At 48.2% G+C, this 24,450-nt stretch carries 27 protein-coding genes and 1 riboswitch; of the genes, 14 read left to right on the top strand and 13 right to left on the bottom strand.

All coding sequences use genetic code 11. The features are described from left to right. Window positions 1-43 precede the first annotated feature (43 nt). The 3 genes from KQI_RS0118295 to KQI_RS0118285 all read left to right on the top strand — a co-directional run bounded on the left by KQI_RS0118295 (window position 44) and on the right by KQI_RS0118285 (window position 2,320). On the top strand, window positions 44-1,195 hold the full coding sequence (locus KQI_RS0118295; RefSeq protein ID WP_010348318.1) for an MGDG synthase family glycosyltransferase: 1,152 nt from the start codon (window positions 44-46) through the stop codon (window positions 1,193-1,195). Between the two features lie 29 nt (window positions 1,196-1,224). Then, window positions 1,225-1,506, top strand: a complete 282-nt coding sequence (locus tag KQI_RS0118290; RefSeq protein WP_007428349.1) for a hypothetical protein — start codon at window positions 1,225-1,227, stop codon at window positions 1,504-1,506. A 475-nt stretch (window positions 1,507-1,981) separates the two neighbouring features. Beyond that, window positions 1,982-2,320, top strand: coding sequence for a DUF4870 domain-containing protein (locus KQI_RS0118285; RefSeq protein ID WP_010348317.1), 339 nt, complete (start codon window positions 1,982-1,984; stop codon window positions 2,318-2,320). A gap of 56 nt (window positions 2,321-2,376) precedes the next feature. Here the strand turns inward: KQI_RS0118285 and KQI_RS0118280 are convergent, their stop codons facing one another. Together KQI_RS0118280 and KQI_RS0118275 are read right to left on the bottom strand one after the other, a co-directional pair. Continuing rightward, the gene (locus tag KQI_RS0118280) at window positions 2,377-3,318 is read right to left on the bottom strand and encodes a sigma-70 family RNA polymerase sigma factor (protein ID WP_010348316.1); all 942 of its coding nucleotides are present in this window, start codon (window positions 3,316-3,318) and stop codon (window positions 2,377-2,379) included. A gap of 19 nt (window positions 3,319-3,337) precedes the next feature. Continuing rightward, window positions 3,338-3,781: a carboxymuconolactone decarboxylase family protein gene (locus KQI_RS0118275; RefSeq protein ID WP_029390227.1), complete on the bottom strand. Its 444-nt coding sequence runs from the start codon at window positions 3,779-3,781 to the stop codon at window positions 3,338-3,340. A gap of 150 nt (window positions 3,782-3,931) precedes the next feature. On the opposite strand from KQI_RS0118275, the gene mscL reads away from it, so the two are divergent. Next, window positions 3,932-4,429 carry a large conductance mechanosensitive channel protein MscL gene (mscL, locus tag KQI_RS0118270; RefSeq protein ID WP_010348313.1) on the top strand — a complete coding sequence of 166 codons (498 nt, stop codon included), beginning with the start codon at window positions 3,932-3,934 and terminating at the stop codon, window positions 4,427-4,429. Window positions 4,430-4,542: 113 nt separating this feature from the next. On the opposite strand, the gene KQI_RS0118265 is transcribed toward mscL, so the two are convergent. Together KQI_RS0118265 and KQI_RS0118260 are read right to left on the bottom strand one after the other, a co-directional pair. Further along, window positions 4,543-5,244 (bottom strand): histidine phosphatase family protein, encoded by a 702-nt coding sequence (locus tag KQI_RS0118265; RefSeq protein WP_010348312.1) that lies wholly within the window; start codon window positions 5,242-5,244, stop codon window positions 4,543-4,545. Window positions 5,245-5,317: 73 nt separating this feature from the next. After that, on the bottom strand, window positions 5,318-5,611 hold the full coding sequence (locus tag KQI_RS0118260; protein ID WP_007428606.1) for a hypothetical protein: 294 nt from the start codon (window positions 5,609-5,611) through the stop codon (window positions 5,318-5,320). 174 nt (window positions 5,612-5,785) lie between these two features. On the opposite strand from KQI_RS0118260, the gene KQI_RS0118255 reads away from it, so the two are divergent. Continuing rightward, window positions 5,786-6,418 (top strand): NUDIX hydrolase, encoded by a 633-nt coding sequence (locus KQI_RS0118255; RefSeq protein ID WP_010348311.1) that lies wholly within the window; start codon window positions 5,786-5,788, stop codon window positions 6,416-6,418. A gap of 8 nt (window positions 6,419-6,426) precedes the next feature. Here the strand turns inward: KQI_RS0118255 and KQI_RS0118250 are convergent, their stop codons facing one another. After that, window positions 6,427-7,215 carry a TrmB family transcriptional regulator gene (locus KQI_RS0118250; RefSeq protein WP_010348310.1) on the bottom strand — a complete coding sequence of 263 codons (789 nt, stop codon included), beginning with the start codon at window positions 7,213-7,215 and terminating at the stop codon, window positions 6,427-6,429. Window positions 7,216-7,280: 65 nt separating this feature from the next. Then, window positions 7,281-8,129 carry a zinc ribbon domain-containing protein gene (locus tag KQI_RS0118245; protein WP_010348309.1) on the bottom strand — a complete coding sequence of 283 codons (849 nt, stop codon included), beginning with the start codon at window positions 8,127-8,129 and terminating at the stop codon, window positions 7,281-7,283. A gap of 310 nt (window positions 8,130-8,439) precedes the next feature. Here KQI_RS0118245 and KQI_RS0118240 point away from each other — a divergent pair, with 310 nt between their 5' ends. The 4 genes from KQI_RS0118240 (at window position 8,440) to KQI_RS0118225 (ending at window position 13,793) form a co-directional block, all read left to right on the top strand. After that, window positions 8,440-10,869, top strand: coding sequence for a UvrD-helicase domain-containing protein (locus KQI_RS0118240; protein WP_010348308.1), 2,430 nt, complete (start codon window positions 8,440-8,442; stop codon window positions 10,867-10,869). Between the two features lie 200 nt (window positions 10,870-11,069). After that, window positions 11,070-11,747: a GntR family transcriptional regulator gene (locus KQI_RS0118235; protein WP_010348307.1), complete on the top strand. Its 678-nt coding sequence runs from the start codon at window positions 11,070-11,072 to the stop codon at window positions 11,745-11,747. 100 nt (window positions 11,748-11,847) lie between these two features. Next, on the top strand, window positions 11,848-12,942 hold the full coding sequence (gene uxuA, locus KQI_RS0118230; RefSeq protein WP_029390226.1) for a mannonate dehydratase: 1,095 nt from the start codon (window positions 11,848-11,850) through the stop codon (window positions 12,940-12,942). Beyond that, window positions 12,939-13,793 (top strand): SDR family oxidoreductase, encoded by an 855-nt coding sequence (locus KQI_RS0118225; protein WP_010348305.1) that lies wholly within the window; start codon window positions 12,939-12,941, stop codon window positions 13,791-13,793. The genes uxuA and KQI_RS0118225 overlap by 4 nt, the downstream gene beginning before the upstream one ends. A 198-nt stretch (window positions 13,794-13,991) precedes the next feature. On the opposite strand, the gene KQI_RS0118220 is transcribed toward KQI_RS0118225, so the two are convergent. From KQI_RS0118220 to KQI_RS0118210, 3 genes are all read right to left on the bottom strand, one after another. Continuing rightward, window positions 13,992-14,882, bottom strand: coding sequence for an alpha/beta fold hydrolase (locus KQI_RS0118220; protein ID WP_010348304.1), 891 nt, complete (start codon window positions 14,880-14,882; stop codon window positions 13,992-13,994). 18 nt (window positions 14,883-14,900) lie between these two features. After that, the gene (locus KQI_RS0118215; RefSeq protein WP_029390225.1) at window positions 14,901-15,341 is read right to left on the bottom strand and encodes a DUF1330 domain-containing protein; all 441 of its coding nucleotides are present in this window, start codon (window positions 15,339-15,341) and stop codon (window positions 14,901-14,903) included. Window positions 15,342-15,403: 62 nt separating this feature from the next. Beyond that, on the bottom strand, window positions 15,404-16,015 hold the full coding sequence (locus KQI_RS0118210; protein ID WP_010348302.1) for a DUF2239 family protein: 612 nt from the start codon (window positions 16,013-16,015) through the stop codon (window positions 15,404-15,406). Window positions 16,016-16,267: 252 nt separating this feature from the next. On the opposite strand from KQI_RS0118210, the gene KQI_RS0118205 reads away from it, so the two are divergent. Further along, window positions 16,268-16,834, top strand: a complete 567-nt coding sequence (locus tag KQI_RS0118205) for a VanZ family protein (protein ID WP_010348301.1) — start codon at window positions 16,268-16,270, stop codon at window positions 16,832-16,834. A gap of 247 nt (window positions 16,835-17,081) precedes the next feature. Here KQI_RS0118205 and KQI_RS0118200 read toward each other — a convergent pair whose 3' ends face one another. From KQI_RS0118200 to KQI_RS27130, 3 genes are all read right to left on the bottom strand, one after another. After that, the gene (locus tag KQI_RS0118200; RefSeq protein WP_010348300.1) at window positions 17,082-17,396 is read right to left on the bottom strand and encodes a DMT family transporter; all 315 of its coding nucleotides are present in this window, start codon (window positions 17,394-17,396) and stop codon (window positions 17,082-17,084) included. Continuing rightward, window positions 17,393-17,734, bottom strand: a complete 342-nt coding sequence (locus KQI_RS0118195) for a DMT family transporter (protein ID WP_010348299.1) — start codon at window positions 17,732-17,734, stop codon at window positions 17,393-17,395. Before KQI_RS0118195 ends, KQI_RS0118200 begins: the two co-directional genes overlap by 4 nt. 84 nt (window positions 17,735-17,818) lie before the next feature. Then, a riboswitch (guanidine-I (ykkC/yxkD leader) is annotated at window positions 17,819-17,920 on the bottom strand. A gap of 24 nt (window positions 17,921-17,944) precedes the next feature. Continuing rightward, window positions 17,945-18,280, bottom strand: coding sequence for an S-ribosylhomocysteine lyase (locus KQI_RS27130; protein ID WP_010348298.1), 336 nt, complete (start codon window positions 18,278-18,280; stop codon window positions 17,945-17,947). Window positions 18,281-18,458: 178 nt separating this feature from the next. Here KQI_RS27130 and KQI_RS0118185 point away from each other — a divergent pair, with 178 nt between their 5' ends. Then, a complete protein-coding gene (locus tag KQI_RS0118185; RefSeq protein ID WP_010348297.1) occupies window positions 18,459-19,262 on the top strand; it encodes a GTP pyrophosphokinase in 804 nt (267 codons plus the stop codon). Window positions 19,263-19,355: 93 nt separating this feature from the next. Here the strand turns inward: KQI_RS0118185 and thrS are convergent, their stop codons facing one another. Next, a complete protein-coding gene (thrS, locus tag KQI_RS0118180) occupies window positions 19,356-21,269 on the bottom strand; it encodes a threonine--tRNA ligase (protein ID WP_010348296.1) in 1,914 nt (637 codons plus the stop codon). A gap of 960 nt (window positions 21,270-22,229) precedes the next feature. Between thrS and fabG the strand changes: the two genes are divergently transcribed. From fabG to KQI_RS0118165, 3 genes are all read left to right on the top strand, one after another. Then, on the top strand, window positions 22,230-22,994 hold the full coding sequence (fabG, locus tag KQI_RS0118175) for a 3-oxoacyl-ACP reductase FabG (protein ID WP_010348295.1): 765 nt from the start codon (window positions 22,230-22,232) through the stop codon (window positions 22,992-22,994). A gap of 265 nt (window positions 22,995-23,259) precedes the next feature. Continuing rightward, a complete protein-coding gene (locus tag KQI_RS0118170) occupies window positions 23,260-23,532 on the top strand; it encodes a DUF3862 domain-containing protein (RefSeq protein ID WP_010348294.1) in 273 nt (90 codons plus the stop codon). Window positions 23,533-23,685: 153 nt separating this feature from the next. Beyond that, window positions 23,686-24,117 (top strand): hypothetical protein, encoded by a 432-nt coding sequence (locus tag KQI_RS0118165; protein WP_010348293.1) that lies wholly within the window; start codon window positions 23,686-23,688, stop codon window positions 24,115-24,117. Window positions 24,118-24,450 lie beyond the last annotated feature (333 nt).

The following is a 24,450-nucleotide window of genomic DNA, read 5'->3' as shown; positions in this document are numbered from 1 at the left end:
AATGAGCTTTATGCGCTTATTGAATAATAGGGGGCTAAACATCATGGAAGCCGCAGCACCAAAAATATTAATCTTATATGCTAGCTACGGAGAAGGCCACGTACAGGCCGCTCGGGCAATCATGGATAGCTTGCGAAGAATCGGACGCTGTGAGGTACAACTACTCGACTTGATGGCTGAATCCCATCCCTGGTTGAATGATCTGACCAAATTTGTATATATGCAAAGCTTCAAAACGATTCCTCAGCTTTATGGCTGGGTCTATAACATCACACGAGGGATGCAGGCCAAATCAGCCTTTGGCAGCGTACTGCATTCCTTTGGAATGCGACAACTGGCGCTTACACTCGACAAAGAAAAACCCGACCTCGTCATACATACGTTTCCGCAACTGGCTCTCCCGGTGTTGCGTCGCAAATTGGGAATGAAGCTGCCGATTGTCAATGTGGTTACGGATTTCGACCTGCATGGACGATGGCTACATCCTGATATTGACCGTTACTATGTAGCCACAGAGGATATCCAGAAGGAGGCAGCGCAGCGGGGAATACCTATTGAGCGCATTGTCGCTACGGGTATCCCCATTCATGCTTCTTTTTATCCTATGTCCACGGAAGAAGTAGCCAATCAGCAGCATACGATCCCGCAGCCAATCTCAGGGACTACAACGCTGCTGATTATGGCAGGAGCCCACGGTGTACTATCTGGCATACTGCACATCTGTCGGCAATTAAGCCGGCTTCCACAGCTAAGACTATTGATCGTCTGCGGGCGTAACCAGCAATTGAAAGCAGAACTGGATGCGCTGTATGCGGGCCATCCCAATATTTATACCTATGGATTCGTGGACTATGTTCCCGCACTCATGCGGGCAAGCCATATGGTGATTACGAAGCCCGGCGGCATCACACTCTCGGAAAGCATCGCATCCGGTCTGCCCATTCTTGTGTTTAAGCCCGTACCCGGTCAGGAGCTCAATAACGCCCTGTATTTGGAGCAAAAAGGAGCCGCCCGCATTGCTCGCACGACGGAGGAGCTCATCCAGCATTGTATCGAGCTGATTTCCACCCCTTCTCTCGCTGCGGAGATGAAGCAGTCGATTGAGCTGCTTCGCAAGCCCCATCCCGCAGACCAGATTGCCGAGGATATTTTGCACCAGCTTGTGGATAAAAGACCCTCCATCCGGACAACTTAATGAAGAATAAGCCAGACGGAGGGGATACAATGGAACACAAAGGAAAAGATTTGCTCCCGCTAACGGGCGAAAAGGTAGAAGTGGATGGGATTTATGTGGATGAGGATGGACATGAGCAGCATTTGCACAGGGGTCAGCATTTTCCCGCTGATGTTGTTTTAGGTACTTCCGAGTGGAAAATGACCGAATACGCCTTTGATAATCATCATGACGGACGCACTGATGAACGACTTATCCCCAAAGAGGATGACGAAAATAAAAAGGGTAAAATCACGCATCCACGCCGTCGTTTACAACGTGGAGACCGATAAATACGACAAGATATCCACTACTAAGACCAATTTGTTGATAATTTGTGGACAAAATGTGCGCAACATGTGAGTAAATATTATATTGTCTACAGTTTGTGCACAATTTGTGTATAAACCATGTTTGTTTTGTGGATAAACATGGTGATACAGTGGATAAATTGCGTACAACATGTGCAAAACTTGTGTATAACTGTGTAAAAGGCTGAGCGAATTCACTTTCGTTCAGCCTTTTCATATTTCATACACATCTTACCTGAACCGAACTTAAAAGTTTCTATCCTGCCACAGCGCAGACGGATGGTGCTTCACTTGTACAGCACCATTCCGCCCTCGTTTTTTATGTTCATTTTTCGAGTATGGCTTATAGCGTTTGAACTTTTCTGCCGAGGGTTAGCATATCCTACATTCCCGATCTCATAGTTTGTATAGTACAGAGCCTGAGCTTGAATAACTTATAAAGGGGGATCACTTTGATATGTCAGTCTATAAGTCTTCCACGGGATTGGATGAAAATATAGCAGCTGTCCTGTGCTACCTGTTTGCCTTCCTTGGCGCACTGGCCTTTGTCATGCTGGAGAAGAAAAGTCGCTTTGTATTATTTCACGCTCTGCAATCTATATTTTTGTTTACAGCTCTTATGATCGGTCATGTGCTTGCCGGATTCATTCCGCTCCTGGGTCCTTTACTCGCTTCCCTGCTGACGCTGGCAGGCCTTGCCCTGTGGATAATCCTCTTAATCGGTGCGGGACAAGGCAAATGGCTTAAACTCCCTTGGATAGGCGATCTGGCTCTACATCAGGCTCGGCAATTGTAAAAGAAAAAAACACAAGGCCACCAGATCGCTCTGATAGCCTTGTGGAACAACTGAATTCATCTGTCTTGTTTTACATGAATATGTCCCAGTTTATCCGGATTGATCATTAAATAAAAATCCTGAATATGCTCCCCGTCCGGTGTCAGTCTGATACATAAGGCTTCTTTCACTTTGCCTTCTTTCAGAAATGCCAGTTGTAACTCACCATTGATAACAGTGTGGACAAGTTCTCTCTCCCGCAATGCGGTAAGCACCCGGCGAGATGTTAACAGGGCGAGCACGCCTTTGCGTACCACCATCGGTCTCATCACCGTATGCACGTTGCCTCCGCCATCCGCCACAAATGCAGGCTGTTCAGCCAGCAGCTCCAGCATAGCAGTCACGTCGTAGGCGAGAAAGGCGGAGGTAAAACGCTCCAGCAGCTTTATTCTGGTAGCATTATTTGGGGGATTGCTTGCCGGAGCGGCAAGGACAGATTCCCCGGAAGACAGAATACGACGAGAGCGACTGAACAGCTGACGACAGTTACTTTCGGTCTTCCCCAGTAATTCTGCAATATCTTTATAATCGTATTGAAAAGCTTCCCTCAGCACAAAGACAGCACGTTCTATCGGCTTGAGCTGCTCCAGCAGAACCAGAAAAGCGTAAGATATCATATCCTTACGCTCCAGCCATTCCGCAGGCAGATCTGCGCTTTCGCCAAGCGGCTCCGGCAGCCATTGCCCAACATACGTTTCTCTTTGCTTACGCGCAGAGTTCAGCAGATTCAGACACCGATTCATCGTCATTTTGGCTATATAGGCTTTGGGATTCTGTAGGTCATCCAGAGGCTTATTCTCCAACTCGACAAAGCAATCTTGAACAACATCCTCGGCATCTGTAACCGTTCCAAGCATGCGATAAGCAATGGCAAACGAATATTTGTGATATTTTTGATACAGCTCCTCCAGACTCAAATCCACCGATTCCTGTTCAATTCCTTGTTCTTTGCCAGTCAAAGTATGGCCCCCTGTTCCATTAAAGACTACCCGGATACATCCCCGTCGCAATGGCAATCCGGTTCCAACTGTTAATAACGTTAACCGCCATGATTAAATCCACATATTCTTCCTCACTAAAATGCTCTCTGGCCCGATTATACAAATCTGTAGGCACCCCTTGTTCCGAGATACGGGTAACGGCTTCAGCTAATTCAAGCATAGCACGTTCTTTTTCCGTGAACAAAGGAACCTCGCGCCATAAGGCAAGCTGTAAAATGTGATCCGCATAATCCCCCAGCTTGAGCAAATCCTTGGCATGCATATCCAGACAATAGGAACATCCATTGATTTGGGATACTCTAATCTTCAACAGCTCATATAGGACCTTGTCCGCAAAACGGCCGGAAATATAATTTTCCATCTCCATCATTGATTTAAATGTACTTGGACTCACTGCTCTGTAATTAAATCTTAAACTCACAATCATCGCCTCCATTATTGGTTTACACCTAGAAGACAAATGAACATGTGATTTTGTGACAACATGCAATACATCAAATTGGAATTGCCCTTAGTCGACATAGCATGTATTATAAGTAAATGATTTTATGAAAAGCAGGTGAGCACTTACATGAGCGGAAAAGGTTTTATTAAAGAGTTTAAAGAATTCGCTGTACGGGGCAACGTGATTGACCTCGCAGTCGGTGTGATCATCGGTGGAGCGTTTGGCAAGATTGTCACTTCTGTAGTCAATGATATTATTATGCCTCCGATTGGTAAGCTTCTGGGTGGCATGAATTTCCCGGACTTGTATGTAGCTTTAAGAACTGCCGAGCCTTTAAATAATGATGGTACACGCATGACTTTGTCACAGGCCAAAGAAGCAGGGATCGCGGTTCTTGCCTATGGTCAGTTCATTAACGTTCTGCTCGACTTCATGATCGTGGCCTTCTGCGTGTTCCTGCTGGTCAAAGGGATTAATATGTTGAAGCGTAAAGAGGAAGAAAAGCCTCCTCAGGAAAAAACGATCAAGGAATGCCCGCATTGCCTATCGGAAATTCCTGTAGCAGCTACCCGCTGCGCACATTGCACCTCCAAGCTGGAAGGGTACGTGGAATCACATAGCTAACTCCATTTTCAGATAAGTGTATTTTTAGTGCAATCGAACTCATACGGCTATAAATAAGCGGCTTAAGACGATACATCGTCCTAAGCCGCTTTCACATGGATATGGAAGTCTGATTAATTAAAATTGGTGATAATACCCCGAGGTCTGACGGGCAACCCCTCAGCATACAGATGGGAGACGTCACCGAAGCCGATGCAGCGAGGGACAGCCCATTCCTTGGAGCGCTCATCAAATAAGATCGTAGTTACGGAGCTAGGCGGCATCCAAAAGCCGGACCAAACCAAGGCCAAAGGCAGCTCCAGCAGATGGGCCAGCCAGGTCAGCCCAAAGCCGCCATGACAGAACACAGCCACCTGGTCCTCGGTATGCTTGAGAATCCGGTATCGGCCTCCGATTCGCTCAAATCCCTGGCGCTTCAGGAATTCATCGGAATGAAACTTCAGCCGCTCGAAGGTTTCGGGACTTTGCGTTCCCTGATAATAGGAAATCTCCTTCCATGTGTCATGCGTCGGAAGGGGCAGCTCAGAGCGGATCACTTCACCGGGCAGATCCCAATGAGATAGACGACCGTATGGAGTTTCCTCCAGCTTCAAGGCCAGCTCCTGCGTCCAGTGCTCCACTTCATGAGTCATACCGAGAGCATCAGCCGTGTAGCGCATTGTATCCAGAGCGCGCCCCATAGGTGAAGCATAAATGCGGTCCAGTCCGTGACTGGAAAGCCGTTTGGCCAATGCCTGGGCTTCCAGATGCCCCTCCGGGGTAATGGTATTGTTCGGGTAATCCGGATCTGCATGGCGGATGATATACAATCTCATATTTTTTTACTCCGTTCCTATGAATTACAACAGGATCGCTTTATCTCATTTTATCCTATAGCTCTCCTAATCCTTAATGCTTGTTCAGCAAATTTTCCAGAATCGCACGTAAGTTCCGGTCTTCGTGATAGACTTCCTCACCCGTATCCAGCTCAATAACCCGGATATATGTATAGTCTGCTCTCGCATCAACTGGCTTGAAAATCAATTCCTCTGGATTATCCGGACGTACATCATAGCCCATATTTTTAAACATATCTGTGATTTGGTCGATCCCCGGCTTGCCTCCGCTTTCCAGCATAATCAGCCCGCGCAGCTCCTTGGGCTCCTCTGGATGCATGACTCGAAAATGTACAATACATTCCATATAAAATCGCTCCTTTCAATCATAAACCTGGTTTATGGCGCAAATCCCCATGTTTCCAGCATACCCCAAATGCCGCTGCACATTCCACAGCCGTCTTCATATCCTCAGAACTGAAAACACGTTATACTGTAAAATAGACCTTTTACATCTGAACTGATTATAGGAGGAACCACAATGACTAGCGAGCTTCTGGATATCTACGATGATGAAGACAAGCCCCTTGGCACTGCTTCAAGGCAAGAAGCACATGCCAAAGGATATTGGCATCATACTTTTCACTGCTGGCTGGCACGAGACACCTCCACAGGCCGTCGGTTGCTCTTTCAACAGCGTCAGGATTCGAAGGACACTTTCCCCGGATACTACGATATTACGGCTGCCGGTCATCTGACGGCAGGCGAAGATGTATCTCAAGCAGCCCGTGAACTGGAGGAAGAGCTGGGCATTCACGTCCCTTTTACCTCACTGACACCGCTGATGACCGTTCGGTATGAAAGCAAGGGAACTGCACAGGGCACTTCCTTTTGGGATCGTGAATTCAGTTCGGTGTTTGGACTACTGTGGAATCAGCCATTGGAGGCTTATCGTCTCCAGCAGGAAGAAGTGGCCGGACTGTACGAAGCAGACCTTGAGCAAGCGCTGGCCCTTTTTGAAGGACATATTCCTTTTCTTGAAGCCCACGGCATAACTTCGGGACCGAATCTGGAAAAAACTCGCCGCCTGATCACATCGGATCAATTCGTGCCTCATAAAGCGGGATACATTACATCGATATGCCGGGCACTGATGGAACTTTCCACCACGTAATCCTTGTGCTATTCTCCGCCTGTCATATATTGGCCGATAATGCCCTCATACCGCCAGCCATAACGGGTCGACAGCTCGCTGCCCATATCATGCTCCAGCTCATACAGAATAAGATCCTGGGCAAAATGGTTCAGCAGCAATCCTGTCATCACCGGATGCTCGGTAATGAGTGCCTGTGTCGGGCAATTCTCTCCCCGCATCCCCAGCATGCACCAACGCCGATCAACGACAAAAGAAAACTTGCGTCCTTCCGCTTCCTGTCCGTTTTTGCCAGCCGCACGCGGCAGCCATGGTCCCAGCACGCTTTCGTCGGTATTGCAGGACCATAGCAGGCGCACGCCCCGTTTTTCGGCTTTTTCCAATTCGGCCCGCAACAGTTCAGCTTCTTCACGCCACAAATCAAGCACAATCTCATGCTCCGCCCGTTCCAGCTCACGTGTCAGGCTCTCCAATACATTCCGGTCGCCTTCCGCGTTATAAAAGGTCGGCTTGGCCCGCTCGGCTCTTGGCATTTCCTTCTCCACCGCGCGCAGAGACTCCTGCATCTGCCCCTCGATCATTCGGGTCAGTTCGCCCGATGGCAGCATACTGTAGCGCACAGGCTCTCCCGTGCTGGTTCTGAGATATCCCTGTCCGGCCAGACGCTGCAAAGCTGCGTATACGTTGGAGCGCGATGCGCCCAGACGCTTAGCCACTTCATAGCCGGAAGCTGCATTTTGTCTCGATAGCTCGACCATGACCTTGGCTTCCATTTCTGTAAAGCCCAGATTCCGCAGATGATGCAGCAAACGCTCCATATGTTCTGTTCCCCCTATGCTGCCCGGCGTTCTGTCTGTGTCCTGCGACAGCCTGTTCGGCTGCGTCAAATCTGTTCAGCCCCGCAGCGCGGGCACCACTTGGAGCCTTTAGGCAGCTCTGCTGTGCAAATTTGGCATTTTACATGTTCGCGTATTTGCGTAGCCGGCTTCTCTGCCCCGGAGTTATTCGCCTTCCAATATCGAATGCGCTCGTCCAGCTCCTCCTGACGCTCACGCTCACGTTCCAGTTCTCCAAGACGGCGGTGCTCTTGCTCAATCTCTTCCTGACGGCGGCGCTCCCATTCTTCGTCGAATGCCGCTTTTTCCTCCGGTGTAAAATCAGACACATAATTGCGGTCCGATCCGGATGATGCGGCTGGTTCGAACATTTCCTGCAGCCCGCCCTGCTCGTGTTCATGCCGCTCAACTACTTCATGTGCTGAATACTCCGTGTAAGCAGGTGCAGCATCCTTGGCTGCCTCTGGCTTGCGCAGATCAAAAGAGTAGACGTCTGTCGGTATCTCTTCACGCACAGCAGCCACTTGCTTTGAAGCAGCCTGTCCTTCATTTAGCTTGCGTCCGCATTTTGGGCAAAAATTCGCATCCAAGGGCACAACCGCTCCACAGGTACATAGATGAGCGTTTTTCAATTGCGCAATTCTGCTGCGCAACTCGTCAATTTCATCCTGAAGCTCATCGCAGGCGGTGGATAGCTGTGTCATCTCTGTTTCTGCCACCGACATATCAGATGCCCGGTAGCCCTCATAGAAGATCTGACCCATCCGCAAGAAATGAACATCCATTTCCTGTTGAATCGCGGTAATTTGTGAATTTATTTTACTAATCTCAACAGCATGCTGTGCCTTTTCTGTAGCGCGATTAGCGCTTTCTTTGATACGTTGAATCAGCTTCATCGTTATTTCCTCCCTATATCCAGCCGGATTTCCCCATACCGTCCGCATATCCCAAAGTTTTTTTCTGTTGGCAAACCTCGAACTCCTGTATAATGGAATGCGGTCATATTGCCTATTTGCAGGCTACCGGCATCAGCGACAATCTTGTTATGACACGCTGGTACTCTGGCAAGATCCGCATGAATTTCAGCATATGCAGTCATCGCTTTATGCTTATTGGTTAGCGAAAGCTGCTAGAACTCTATCATACCAAAAACTACCCCCATTTGTGAAAATGGAAGATTTTATGATCGAAAGGGGTTTCAGGATCATGGACCCAAATCCTGCTTTTTATCCCCGACCTATCGGGGTTCCTTATTCAACACCAAGCCCGCAAGCTCGCCGTGCTTCCATAGATACCAGTACGACACTGGTACCCGACACCGACCAGGACTCGGCCTATTTCCGTGCTTTGGAGGACGCGGGCATTCATCTGAATCGCCCGCAAATTCAGGCTGTCCGCCACGGCAAGGGCCCCCTTCTGACACTGGCCGGAGCGGGCTGTGGTAAAACCACGGTGCTGGCTGCCCGTGCTGGCTACCTGATGGCGATGCGGGATGTCCCGGCGGCGTCCATCCTGCTGGTGACCTTTACCAGTAAGGCGGCTGCCGAAATGAAGCTGCGCATCGCAGGGCTGCCCGGTGTGCGCCCTGCTGCTGCGCGTGCCGTTCAGGCACGCACCTTTCACTCGTTTGCTTTGGCGATGCTACGTTATCACGGCGTCCAGGACGAAGTGTTCGGTGAAACGCAAGCCCAGCATACCGTCATGAAAATGATGCTGCGCCAGCTTGGGCTCAGCGAGGCTTTCCAGCCGGAAAGTCTGCTGTCTGCCCTCTCTGCCTGGAAAGCGGAAGGTCGCAGCGCCGACGAGCTGCCGGAAACCGGACGCGAGGAATCGGATGCCAAGCGGGCCATGCTCGCCTATGAAGCATGGAAGCAGGAACGGGGCAAAATGGATTTTGACGATATTCTACTGCGTGCCTCCGTTCTGCTGCGTGACCCGGATGTGCTTCAGCCGCTTCAGCGGCGTTTTTCCCACATCATGGTCGATGAGTTTCAGGATACGAATGCCCTGCAATACGAAATGGTGCAGCGATTGGCTGCCCGACACCGCAATCTGATGGTCGTCGGTGATGATGACCAGACGATCTATACTTTTAATGGGGCGCGTCAGGAATCCATCCTGGAGTTCGACAAGGTCTACAAGGACGCGAAGGTGATTACCCTCGATATTAATTATCGAAGCGATGCGCGCATTTTGGGACTGGGCTCCAACATTGTCGCCAAAAATGTCCATCGACGCTCCAAACGCCTGTCGGCTGCTGGACAAGAGGGCTTGCCGCCGCAGTTCGCTACTCCATCCGGGCCTGAGGAAGAAGCGGCACATATCGTTACCCATCTGCTCGGACAGGTGGAGGAAGGTCAGCTTCGCTACCGGGATATCGCTATTTTGCACCGGACAGCCAGCGGAAGCCGATCTATTTTTGAACAATTAATTATGCGGGATGTGCCGTTTATTCAGTATGGAGCAGGCGCTGTGTTTTATGACCAAACCCTGATCCGTCCTTTAATGGATCACCTGCGGCTGTCACTGAACCCTCGGCGGATGGAATCGATCCCCAGCACCCTGGGGCCGCTGTATGTCTCCCGCGAAGCGGGGATGGAATGGATTATGCGTGAGGAAAAGCAGCAGGCCAAAAAATATCCGCTGATTCATCTTAGCCGCTGGGATCGGCTGCGTGATTTTCAGCGTGAACAAGTAAAAGAGCGTATCCGTCTGATTCGCAGCCTCTCGACCATGAAACCGGCCTATGCCATTCAAGAAATGCGCCGCGTCTTTTATGACAAATATTTGGAAAGCGGAGATACAGGCGCGTGGACTCATTATAAGGAAACGATGCAGGAAAGCCTGGAGGAGTTGGAGACTGCGGCGAAGCGGTTTGACACGGTGGAGGCGTTTGTCAGCTTTGCGGACGAGCTTTCCGAGCGTCACCGCCAGATGGAATCGCTGCGCAGAGAGGAAGACAGCGATGCCGTTCGGCTCATGACGATCCACCGCGCCAAGGGACTGGAGTTCCCTTGCGTCTACTGGATCGGCGCAAGCGAAGGCATCCTGCCGCACAGCTCGGCGCTGCACAGCGAGCTGCCGGAGGATCGGAGGGCAGGCGCAGCACCTACAGCGGCCGTGGATAACGACGCGGCTCTGGAGGAGGAGCGCCGTCTCGCTTACGTGGCCGTCACCCGGGCGAAGGAGCTGCTGTACATCACCTCGCCAGCCTCCAATCACGGCAAGCCTGCCGCCGTGTCGCGTTTCCTGCTGGAAGCCTATGGGGTCACACCTCCCGAGGCTTCCAAGCCGGAAACACGCCGTACCAGCTTCGGGCAACCGAAGGGTGCTTCCGGGTACGGCAGCCGTGCCAGCGGTGGAGCGCCCACATCCGGTGTGGCGACCCGTGTGAGCAGCAGGTCCGGGCCGGGCAGTGCTACGGCGCGAACGGCCTCGTCAGTGGCAGGCTCACGGACAGAGCCACGCATCAGCGTGCCCGTGTGGAAATGCACTGACGACGCCTGCAAGGCGTGGATGCGGCGTGACACAACGGGTGGACGCCGTACAGCTGCGGCTGGCGCAGGCACGCCGCCAGTGTGCCCACTCTGCTCCTCCCCGATGAAGGAGGGGACACGCAGCATCCCGGCCAGATAGGCGATAGGCATGAGGCGTATAGCCGGTTTTAGACAGATCAAATCAAAGAAAAAGCGGTAGACCAGGACGTGAAGATAAAGTCCTAGTCTACCGTTTTCTGTTTCAATCTGCGATTTAACGATCGTGTCTGTTAGTCTTACCAAATAAAATTCATCAACTACCATACTTGTATGGTAGTATGGTTGTAAGGAGGTGAATATATGGATGAAAATATGTATCGCCACAGCGGATCGGCCGGAAATTCCGTCTATGCCCTGCTGAAAGAGCAGATTATTAGCCTTGAACTTCCGCCCGGAACCGCCCTGTCCGAGAAAGAGACGTCCGTCCGCTTTCAGGTCAGCCGGACTCCGGTCCGCGAAAGCTTTGTCAGGCTTGCCCAAGAAGGGTTAGTGCTGGTTTTCCCGCAACGCGGTACAAAAGTATCTCTGATCGATACCAAGCTTGTTGAGGAAGCTCGCTTTATGCGCGAACAGCTTGAATGCGCTGTGATCCGTCTTGCCTGTACGGACTTTTCTATCGGATGGCTTGCTAAATTGGAAGCAAACCTCGTACAGCAGCGTGAAAGCATTGAACGGCATGAAGGCCGGCGACTGTTCGACCTGGATGAGGCGTTCCATCGAATCCTGTTCGAAGGCTGCGGGAAGCTCGCAACGTGGGGCGTTATGCAACAGTTGAATGTCCATTTTAACCGGGTACGCATGCTGCGGCTCGATACGAATCCTCATTGGAACCATCTTTATGATCAACACAGCCGGATGGTGGAAGTCATACGCGATAAGGCAACGGACGAGGCGGAACGCATCATGCATGAGCATTTGAATCTGGGTGTAGCGGATTTAAATATCCTTCGGGAGCAGTACCCTGAATATTTTAAGTAGGTTTCAGATAAGGAACAGGCGGTAGACGTCTGCTTTTTACTGAGCGGGTGTATGATGTAAGCGTTATCCATTATCTTGAAAAAGGAAAGGCGGTGCAGTAATGCGAATGACATTCCGCTGGTTCGGAGAAGGCAATGATACGATTTCTCTGAAACACATCAAACAAATCCCGGGTGTAGAGGGCATTGTATGGGCGCTGCATGATGTTCCAGCAGGAGAGGAATGGCCTTTGGAGCGCATTTTGGATATTCAGAAACAGGCCGATCAGGCCCGACTTCATCTTGATGTGGTGGAAAGCGTCAATGTACATGAAGATATCAAACTGGGGAGACCTACACGCGATCTCTATATCGGGAATTACATTCGGACCATTGAGAAGCTGGCCCAGGTTGGCGTTAAGGTCATCTGTTACAATTTTATGCCGATATTCGATTGGTTGCGGACTGATCTGCATAAAAAGACCGAGGACGGGGCGACTGCGCTTTTTTTTGAAAAGGCCAAAATTCATGGCATTGACCCGTTTGAACTGGTACGCCAGATCAATGAGAACAGCACACTTACAATGCCCGGATGGGAGCCGGAGCGGCTCGAACATTTGACCGCGCTGTTTGAAGCCTATAAGGGTGTTACTGAAGAGAATCTATGGGAAAACCTGCAGTACTTCCTGGATGCCATCATCCCTGTTGCAGAACAAAACGGAATCCGGATGGCCATTCATCCCGACGACCCGCCATGGTCTATCTTCGGACTGCCACGCATCATTACGAGCCAGGACAATCTGCGCAAATTTCTGGCACTGCACGACAGTCCGGCAAACGGCATCACTTTATGCAGCGGCTCGCTTGGCGCCAACCCAGATAACGACATCGTTGCTATGATTCACGAATTTGCCCACCGCATTCCGTTCGCCCATATCCGCAACGTAAGGGTATTCGAAAATGGTGACTTCATCGAAACCTCCCACCGGACGCAGGACGGGAGCGTCGATATCACTGGTATTGTCAAAGCATACCACGATGTGGGATTTACCGGTTACGCCAGACCGGATCACGGCCGCCATATCTGGGATGAGCAGTGCAGACCGGGCTACGGGATATATGACAGAGCACTTGGTATCATGTATTTATGGGGCTTGTGGGACGCGTATGAGCGGATTGCGGGTTTATCTTCCAACGAAAAGAGGGATGCAAATTGACTACTCTTCCCCTGCATCCGGCCTTGTCCGGAAAAACAGCTGTGGTAACCGGCGGCTCCGGCGTGCTGTGCAGCGTCATGGCCAAGGAGCTTGCCCGCCAGGGTGTCAGGGTCGCCATTTTGAACCGTACTGCTGAAAAGGGCGATTTGACAGCAAAGGAAATCTGTGAGAGCGGCGGAGAATCCATCGCGGTTGCCTGCGACGTGACCGATGCCGACAGCATGAAGCAGGCCGAGGAGACGGTCCGCCGCCTGCTCGGTCCGTGCGATATTCTGATCAATGGAGCAGGCGGCAACCACCCCAGCGCTAATACGAGTCTGGAGACGTTTCATCCTGAAGATCTGGACCAGCCTGGAATCACTACCTTTTTTGATCTCAGTGTGCCTGGCTTCCGCAATGTGCTTGATTTAAATTTTATCGGGACTTTAATTCCAACACAGGTTTTTTCCAAAGGCATGATCGGGCGACCTGGCGCCGTAGTCCTTAACATATCCTCCATGAGCGCTCCCAGCCCGATGACCAAGGTTCCTGCCTACAGCGCTGCCAAAGCCGCCATCAACAACTTCACCCAGTGGCTGGCCGTACATCTGGCCGAATCCGGCATTCGGGTGAATGCCATTGCCCCCGGATTTTTCCTGACAGAGCAGAACCGGCAACTGCTCACCAACGAGGACGGCTCGCTTACCGAGCGCTCGTCCAAGATTATTGCCCACACCCCGATGCGTCGGTTCGGCAAGCCTGAAGACCTGCTTGGCACGCTGCTGTGGCTGGCTGATGAAACCGCGTCCGGTTTCGTTACCGGTACGGTCATTCCGGTAGATGGTGGATTCATGGCCTATTCAGGGGTATAAGCCCTTCATTTTCTGCCCTTGCCCTTCCTATGAAGTGACAAGGGCATTATTGTGTCAATGACATCTTTCCCCGAACACCGCTCCCGGGTCGTATGCGCCAAGGGTGCAAATTGATCAGCGCTGCGCCCCTAGCCTGGGGCTACTCTGCCCCACTGGGCATCACGGTACTCCGGCTGGTTGCTATTCAGGAAGCGCGTGTCAATTGCGACGAGCCGTTCGCTCTATGCCATTAGCGGTTACTTTGTACAGTTGGTGCGGCAAGTCGTGTCCCATGCCGTCAACCAACATTAGCTCGGCGCCCGGGATGGCAGAAGCCGTGTCCTCGCCACACGCCGGGACGAACAGGGGATCGTCCACCCCATGAATGACAAGTGCTGGTACTTTTATGGTCGCCAGCCGCGGACGACGGTCACCGGAGACAGCGATCGCAGCAATTTGTCGTCCGACACTGCCTGGATCGTAGGCTCGCTGGACTTCCTCCAGAATGAGCGCCCGATAAGCGTCCTCTTCAAACGGATAGCCGGTGCCAGCGATACGTTTGGCAAAAGAGAGGCTGTGCGCCAAAAATCCTGCTTCGTCCTCAAATGGGTTCGGTGCCGGTTTAGTCATCATCGCCATGACATCCGGGGAGGTTTGCGGAAGGGCGGGATTACCGGAACTGGACATAATGGAGGTGAGTGATAAAACCCGTTCAGGGTACTCACTGGCTGCAATCTGGGCGATCATTCCCCCCATCGACCTGCCAACAAAATGTGCCCGGTCAATTGAAAGGGCGTCGAGCAGTCCGATAGCGTCGTTGGACATGTCATCGATAGTGTAAGGGATGTCCGGTCGCTGTCCCGACATGAGAGCAGTCGCCAGTGCGTCAAAATCCAGCGCCTGATAATGGCTAAAGTGTGTCGAGCAACCTGCGTCGCGATTGTCAAAGCGGATCACGCGAAAGCCCCGCGCTGCTAATATCCGACAAAACGGAACCGTCCATCGGATCATCTGGGTTCCAAGCCCGGCGATTAGGATAATAGCCTCGTCATTTTCGTTACCGAAACTGTCATAGGCCAAATCAACGCCGTTGATTTTCAGGATGTTCATGATCATATTCTCCTTCAATTAATTCGGTATCGGAAGTTCTGCCATAGGCAGAAGGCGTGAATCTTCGATCGCTGCAGTCCGATGCCCGATACCAGCCAGGTAGTCTTGATGACTTGAAAAAGCAAGAAACGACTGCGCGCTGCTCTGGCGGATCAGCATGACGCGATCCCATCTTTCGTCTTCGGGTCCGATAAGGAACTCTCCGCCATCGCCAAGAAACATGACTTCACCTCCGCTTTCGCGGAGAAATGGGCGGGTGTGCTCAATATAGCGGTTGAAAGCTTCGGCACCGCTGATTGGGACCTCCGGTGTTAGTTCAGGATTGGCTGTGTAATCGGCAACATCACGAAAACGCAGCAGGTTCAACATGACAATGCTGCCCTCAATGCCTCGCTGCATGAACCTCATGCCAGCACGTTGCGATGGTTCGATGTAACGAATAGATCCAAACTCCGTCATAGCGGCTCCTTTCGTAGTTCCTTTTTTCATTCCAAATTCTTTACGCCTCCACATGCTTTCATTTATAAGTTCTCTTCAGGGAATGCATTAGCGGCTAATCTTTTGATATGGTTTCTGATATCAGGTGCCCAGTCATCGATGAAGTGGTAAAAACGATCCAAATCACCAGCATACAGTGCCCGCAGAGCTTCTTCGTATTGATGGAAGTTCCCGGCCATAGCTGTCATAAAGTGATATGTTGCTTCTTGTGACTCTCGTATCTTGCTCTGTTTTCCTCCAGCACGGCGAGCCTCGTCAACGAGTATTCGCAATGTTACCGACGCCCCTCCAGGTTGACTCTTGAGCCATTCCCAATGCCGTGGCAATAACGTAACCTCACCGGATACAACCCCCAGCTTGGGTCGACCGACCCGCCGTGTAGGCTGGTGATTAACTTCCGTACCGGGCAAGTCACCAAACTGTTCTCCTAATCGTTTGAGCACGTCATCTGTCTTCCCACGAAAATCAACATCTATTTGCTTCCCCGTGGTATCGTCAAATATAAGCAGCTGTGTGAGGTCTCTGTCATCCAAAGCAGCCTTCACTGTAGAAACAACGTGCTGTAACGGACCACTGGCGACGACTCCCACACCCAAAAATGCCGTGCAGTAAAAGCGCGTTAGGTCATTTCTCATGTTGTACCTCCTCCTCTGAATGTCTCACCAATTATATCCGGGTAAAAATAGAAAATCAATATCACCCGGGTAAAATGAATTTTAGCGTTCGTTACGGAGGGAATAAATGCAAAAGACGCGGCCTAAGAGGAACCGCGCTGTTGAGGGCTAGTGTTTGCTTTATGTTGTACATTGAAGTAATAGATGGAATCGTGATAGTCTTTTTCATGAAGTGTCGTTATAAACTGAACATCAGAGAATAGGCGGGAAGAAATGAAAAATGGAAGTATTGTGAATAAACAAGAGAGAATTAAAACAGTCTTTTTATATGTAGTTTTCATTTGTTACATGCTTTTTTTATTTAAATTATTGATTTTATCAAGAGTTTCACTTCTGGATTTGTTCAATAGTCAAAGGACTTTAGATAGGTCAATCAATCTCATTCCTTTTTATAGTATAAAGGAATATATATTTAGCAACTCTGCCACTATAAAAAATTTCGCTTTTGCTAATGTGGTTGGCAATATAATTATCTTTATTCCTCTTGGCACATATTTGTCATTATTCAAAAACAATAAAAGAGTAATAACCAATCTGCTATTTATATTCGTAGTGAGTTTATTGATTGAAATCATTCAGGGGCTTTTAGGCATTGGAGCATCAGACATTGATGACATCATTTTAAATTGTTTGGGTGGATTAGTTGGTATTTTAGGGTATAAGTTTTTATTGTTTATATTACGAGATGAGAAAAAAGTACGTACTGCAATCACAATACTATCAGCAATAGGATTACCTGTTTTATTATATTTATTATTTGTGGTGAAATTGCGCCTCTGAATTATGAGGTATTGATTTGGATTACTGTCAGGTTCACATTAATAATGGAAAAGGAGGAAAGGATCGTATCGTTCCGTTTCCTACCACCTCCGCCCTTGCCTTCTTCCTCCACGTTAACTACAGAGTAAAATCCTGCGAATTCATGAGTTTGAGTGAGGAAATTTAATCATTTCGAGGGAGCTTAATGAAAGAATTGAGCAGTTGCCACCGGCAAACTGCTCCTTGGTTTGTTCAACTCACAGCTTTGTCAAGAGACGAGTTTCAAGCCAACAGCAGATCCCAACACCAAAGTGATGCATAATATTCTCAGCAAGCTACGGGACTCATTGTAAAAGATCATACCAAGTATCGCTCCTCCAGAAGCACCTATCCCGGTCCATACAGCATAGGCTGTACCCATCGGCAGTGTCTTCATTGCGAGCGAAAGGAACAAGAAGCTAAGGCCGAAACCGGCTATAAGACTGAGTAAAGACTTCCAATCACGTGCTGTGTTAAATTTATTAATCATTAATACTCCAATCATTTCGAATACACCCGCCATAATCAAATAAACCCAGCTCATTTGCCTCTCACCTCCTCTGTTTTATCTCTGCTGAGCAGTTTTAGTCCAATAACGCCAACGAGAAGCAACCCTATCATCACCATTTTCGAGACATAAATCTGCGCATCAAACAAAAGGATCTCAGCTATGACCGTTCCTGCAGTCCCCAAGCCGACAAATACAGCATACACTGTGCCCACCGGTAGCGAGCGTGACGATCTAATCATCAAATAAAAGCTGATGTAAATAGCGACTACTGTTATACCCCATTCCCAAATGCTGTCCGCATGTTTTAAACCGATGACCCAACAAACCTCGAATAAAGCGGCAATAATAACCGCCATCCACGTTTTGTTCATCCCCTGTTTCCTCCTTACATAAATGTTAATATGGCTTTAAAATAAAAAATAAAAGCCTGGGAAATAAGCTGCATTGCGCAGTTTACCTCCCAGGCTTTTATCCTTCCGTGTCACAGCCGTTAGGCTGTGGGTCTTCTCTCGGACCAGACCAGCATCTCATGCTGCGGAACCCTAGAAAACCTCAATATTCTATTGTTTCGTAGTATATATCTAAGAAGTATAGGTGTCAAGGGATAGACAAGGCCCAGTCTCCAACTTGCTAGGATCGCGGCTAATGCCAGCCTCCAATACGATCTTCACATATTCCTGCGCGGAAAAAAGAGAATGATCCTTAATCCCTTTGATTTCATCTCTCAAATACATCGCTAATAAGTGCTCCAACGTATGTACAGCGGCTGTTGGAAGTGTATCTTCATTCGGCTGCAAAAATCTCAAGTCGTACTTTTGAACCGTGGTCCCTTTTTCGTCATGCTCTACTCCGGCTGCTCTTACATAAGGAGCTTTTACAATCGTGTGATCCAGTTGAAAGCTTTCTACTTCTGCCATTGTTCTCATCCTCATTTTCGTTATACATCGGATTACTTGGTTTTACCACTCTAAATAATTATTTTTCCTCCTGACCTGCTTTGCCTGCGGGTTTTGACATAGTGTACAATAATAAGGTAGTGCCTATATATACGAAATAGATCGAGGACATCGTAAGCCTCATTGAGGAGAATGCCCTGTGAATGAACCGGATTGGAAGCACTTGAATGCTATCCCTTTGCCCCTACAGGAATTTCAGCTGCAGCTGGATCAGAACAATGTGAACACCAAGCAATTGGAGGAGTGGAGAAAAATCCCCGTCCTGTATCAGTTAGCTTTGGAGGAATTAAAGAACAAAATTAAGCTGATTCAAACCGAATGGAAACTGTTGGACGGTTTTAGCCCGATTGAGCATATTAAAACCCGTATCAAAGAGCCACGCAGCATTGTGGAGAAGGTTCGACGCAAAGGGTATGAAGTTACCCTGGATAATATACTGCGTGAAATTCATGACATTGCAGGAATGCGAGTGGTATGCGCTTTTGTCAAAGATATTTACCGTCTGATGGATCACCTCCGTACACGAGAAGACATTCGTATTCTGGAGATCAAGGACTATATTGCCCATCCCAAGCCCAACGGATATCAGAGCCTTCATGTCATTGTCGAGATTCCGCTCATCCTGTTTGAAGGCACACGCTGGATCAAGGTTGAAATTCAGTTGCGCACATTAGCTATGGATTTTTGGGCCAGCATGGAGCATATTTTGTACTATAAGTTCGATAAGAAAGTGCCTGAGCATGTCGTTAGCGGATTATCTGAAGCCGCACGTGCAACTTATGAGCTGGATCAGAAAATGTTGAAGCTGCGAAGCGAAATATTATCGCTGAGCGAGGATCTGGATCAGGAAGAAGCCTCCGAGCAACCAACTGCTGCGGAACCTTCTTCAAAGACACTCTCCCTCGCCACGGATCACGCTGAATCCCGACCACAGACCTGCTAGGTATGGGTGGATGCGTCATAAAATAAAGAGCGCTCCAAACCACTTTTATCGTGGTTGGAGCGCTCTTTTACTCTATATTCTTTTATTCAGAACTTACTGCTTCTCGCGAATCTCTGTGCTGATTTTCTCAACGATATCCGCAATGCTGAGTGATCCCAGATCACCTTCGCCCCGTTTACGAACCGCTACAGTACCGGTTGTTTTTTCATTTTCTCCGATGACGAACATATATGGAACCTTCTCCAATTGCGCTTCACGGATTTTATAACCCAGCTTCTCATTGCGAGTATCCACTTCGACGCGCAGACCTGCTTGCAACAGCGCTTCCTGTACCTGATTGGCAGTCTCGATATAGTTCTCGGACACTGGCAGCAGCTTCGCATGAACAGGAGCCAGCCACAATGGGAATGCACCTGTAAAATGCTCAGTCAGGATGCCCATGAAGCGGTCAATCGATCCGTAGATGGCACGGTGAATAACGACTGGACGGTGCTTCTGGTTGTCCTCGCCCACATAAGTGAGGTCGAATTTCTCAGGCATTTGGAAGTCCAATTGGATTGTTCCGCACTGCCAGCTGCGTTTGAGCGCATCGAGAATGTGGAAATCGATTTTCGGACCGTAAAATGCGCCATCGCCCGCATTAATACGATAGCTGATCCCCAGATGATCCAGTACGTTTTGCAGAGCTTGTTCCGCTTGATCCCACAGTGCCGGCTCGCCCATAAAGTCATCCGGACGTGTGGACAGCTCCACGGTGAAGTCAAAGCCAAACACACTATACATTTCGTTAATCAGCTTGATTACGTCGGTAATCTCTTGTTCAATCTGACCTGGCGTTACAAAAATATGCGCATCATCCTGACAGAATGTACGAACACGCATCATACCGTTCAACGCACCGGACAGCTCATGACGATGCACTTGTCCAAATTCGGATATGCGAATCGGCAGATCGCGGTAAGAATGAAGCTCATTTTTGAACACAAGCATATGTCCCGGGCAGTTCATCGGTTTCAAAGCAAATGTTGTTTCATCTACTTCGGAGAAGTACATATTTTCTTTGTAATGCTCATAGTGTCCCGATTGCTCCCACAGACGATTGTTCATCATCAGCGGTGTGCGTACTTCTTCGTAGCCATGCAGACGTTGAATTTCACGGGAGTAATCCTCCAGCGCAGTACGGACAACCATACCTTTAGGCAGGTAGAAAGGCATCCCCGGTGCTTCTTCGGAGAACATGAACAGCTCCAGCTCTTTACCCAGCTTGCGGTGGTCGCGTTTTTTCGCTTCCTCCAGCAGGTGCAGGTGCTCATCCAGTTGTGCTTTTTTCGGGAATGCAGTTCCGTAGATACGCTGCAGCATCTTGTTGTTGGAATCGCCTCTCCAGTATGCGCCCGCTACACTCAGCAGTTTGAAAGCTTTGATGCGGCCAGTAGATGGCAAATGCGGGCCACGACACAGGTCAAAAAATTCGCCTTGATCATAGATCGTAATTTCCGCATCCTCTGGCAAATCACGGATCAGTTCAAGCTTTAATGGATCTTCCAGCTCTCCAAAAATACGAGTTGCTTCCTCACGGCTGACCACACGACGTGTAATCGGCAGATTTTCCTGCGTGATCTTGGCCATTTCCTTCTCGATTTTCGCCAGATCGTCAACGGACAACGGGTTTTCGATATCAATGTCGTAGTAAAATCCACTTTCAATGACCGGGCCAATACCGAGCTTCACGTTTTTCTCACCATAAATGCGTTTGAGGGCCTGAGCCAGCAAATGCGCTGTACTGTGACGATAAATTTCCAGACCGTCCCCACTGTCCAGCGTAATAATTTCAAGGTCAACGTTCTGATCCAAAACGGTGTTCAGATCTACAGCCTTCCCGTTTACTTTACCTGCTACTGCATTCTTTTTCAGACCGGAGCTGATCGAACCCGCCACATCGGCAATCGTTACGCCTTGCTCGTACTCGCGTACGGCTCCATCCGGCAATTTCACTTGAATACTCACGATTAAAGCCTCCATTCTAATTGTGTGCTATAGCTATATATCAAAATTGAACGCAAAAAAAACGCCTCTCTCCCTCAAGGGACGAGTGCGTTCAGCTCGTGGTTCCACCCTAGTTCGGCCCGCTCCTGTGCATACATGCACAACATGCGTGACCCTCCATTGGTATCCGTTAACGGGGATAAGTCGGTGGGCGCTTACTGATGCTCGCTGTCACATTACACAGCTGCACGTTCAACGTCACGGCTACAAAGGGGTAACTTCACATGCGGATACCGGAAAAGCTCTCAGCCTTGGCTTTTCTCTCTGAACGGCCCTTCAAGGAAATCATGTCTTTGGTCAATGCCTTGAGTATTACTATATGCTACAGCATTATAGATGAAATTTGCAGCTATTTCAAGTGGAGGTTTATGTAAGTGTGACTCAGATGAGAATGGAGTTTATGAAACATCTATTCTCTTGGAGACATGCAGTTATCTTCGGACAGGGGTTCGACTCCCCTCGCCTCCATATGTAGTATTAGTGGAAGACACCTTGGATGGTGTCTTTTTTCATATCGGCGAACTATACAGGAAGAAAAAATATATTACTACGTAGCTTCAGGACGTTCTGTTAATGATTATTAAGGAAGTTCACTGACTTTCTATTATATATTTAATTTGTTTAATAAAAAAACGCCAGAATTTTTCAATTGAAATTAGGTATATTTGCTTTATCATTTTGAATAGATTATAAGTGATGCAGATAGCCGCTGGATCCATTCGATACAATGTCTGTGCTTACTGTCCCTGTTGATACAAGCTTATAGTCATGACCTCCCTTTCAGATTCAATTATTTTCATGCTCCTAAGTAAGAAGCAACGATGTAATATATCCTATTGTGTTTTCGTCTATATTCTTATAACAAGAAATTAACTACACAAAATTATCTGTGGGAAAAATTTATAAAAGGAGGAAACGGGATTGTTGGAAAAAAACTTTGTGAACAAATCTGTTATTGTAACCGGATCTAGCAAGGGGATTGGGAAAGGAATTGCCAAAGTGTTTGCCGAAAAGGGCGCAAAAGTAGCTGTTGTTGCACGTAATTTGGAAGAGGCCGAGAAATGCGCTGAAGAGCTCAGAATGTTAGGAGGAAAGGTGTTAGCAGTCAGAGGTGATGTGACAGATCGTACTTCTATGGATAAGATGGCTCATTATGTAGCAGAAGAGTTTGATGGAATTGATGTGTTATGTGCAAACTCGGGAATCGGTCCAATGGCTACAATTGAAGAAATGACTGCCGAAGAATGGGATCAAGTGATGAATACAAACGTGCGTGGAGCTCTATTTTCTATACAAGCTTGTCTGCCGTTCTTAAAAAAGGCGGAATATGGAAGAGTGGTACTGACATCTTCAATTACAGGGCCGGTGACAGGATTCGCAGGATGGTCGCACTATGGTGCCAGCAAAGCAGCACAACTTGGTTTTATTCGCAGTGCAGCACTTGAGTTAGCTTCGTCTGGGATTACGATTAATGCAATAATGCCTGGCAATACGATGACTGAGCAGCTAAAGACGCAAACTAAATATATCGAAACTATGCTTCCGGCGATCCCGCTCAAACGCTTTGGGACTCCTGAAGAGATGGGACATGCAGCCGCATTTTTAGCTTCCAAAGAGGCGGGCTTCATTACGGGACAAACAATTATTATCGACGGAGGACAGAGTTTACCTGAATCTACCTTCTGAGAATTGTGAACATTGGCTCATGCATGCAAGAAACCCCATAATGTAGGGAAGTCTATTACATTTTTAAACTACCTCTCCAAACAATCTCACCATCACACACCGTCGAATTGTGGATTTGCCGCGCTACGGTTCACTTACACTCTTAAAAACCCTGCGAGCTGAGTACAGAAAATAAGCACCTAAGTAATATGGGTGATCTAGGTTTAAAAATCTCTGGCGTCTTGCGCTTTTGAGGATAACATACCTTTATACTTGATAAGAAAAAATGGGAAAGCAAAGAAAAACAGTAGCAGACTCGCAAAACCCAGGAACCATTACCAAAACTAAATATAACAAGATTAAAAATGGAATGACTTATGAGGAAGTTGCAAAAATTATCGGTGGTCCAGGTGAGGCTCTTTCAGAGGTTGGCGAAAAGGGAGACGAATTCTACACTGTAATGTATTCATATAAAGGCGAAGGCGGGCTTGGAGCCAATGCCAATTTCACATTCCAAGGCAACAAACTACACGCAAAAGCACAATTTGGTCTCGAATAAAAATAGCCCCGGAGCAATCCGGGGTTTTAATATTCCGTGAAATACCTTTGTTCCTGATCTTGTAAATATGCATAAGAATTTTTTGATTTTCTGAATAGAGATATTACTATAAATCACTAAAACTCACCTTAATTGAAAGGAGGCGATTTATCTTTGAACAAGAGCATAAGGGATATAATCAACAGCAAAAAGATTATTGGTGTGGGTTCAAGACGAGTTGTGTATGATCTTGAAGATGGTTTTGTTTTAAAGGTAGCAAAATCGAAATATGGGAGATGGAGTAACAAGAGAGAAGTCATGATCTACCGATCATCTCCAAACAAGATAAAAAACCATCTTGCGAATATTACAACCCATGGGAATCAATATGATTGGTTAATTATGAAACGCTATCATTTGAACTTTCAAAAAAACGGGATAAATATGTTGGAGTTGTTTAGAATGAAAGCCAAGTTCAAAAAATACGGTATTATTCCCTTCGAAGTAACAAGGAATAATGGTAAACCCAACTATCAAAATATACGTCTCAAACCTAACGGTGAGATCATTGTCATTGACTATGGGAATTTCAAATATTGGTATTAAATAACACTTACCTTTACTAATGGGAGCCCAAGAATGTATTTTTTAAGTTGAGCTCCTTTTTCCACTTCACTAGTCCTCCCCTGCTCTTATCCGGCTTAATGCAGCTGCAAACAGTTCTATATCCGACATTAACACTTTATATGTATGGCTCATGCTGATCACCTCAAATAATGATTCGATGAATAGTTTGAGAAATCCTTCAATAAAAATAGCCCCGAAGCAATCCGGGGGTTTTAATGTTCTCTAAAATATCGTTCTACATCACCCATGGGCATAATGATCTTTTGGTCAAGATCCTAGCCTTCTAATATGACGATATGTTGAGTTTCATAT

It is taken from the genome of Paenibacillus peoriae KCTC 3763, assembly GCF_000236805.1.
Taxonomy (GTDB): domain Bacteria; phylum Bacillota; class Bacilli; order Paenibacillales; family Paenibacillaceae; genus Paenibacillus; species Paenibacillus peoriae.
The sequence above is the reverse complement of the archived record's forward strand: the minus strand, read 5'-3'. Positions and strand labels throughout refer to the sequence as shown.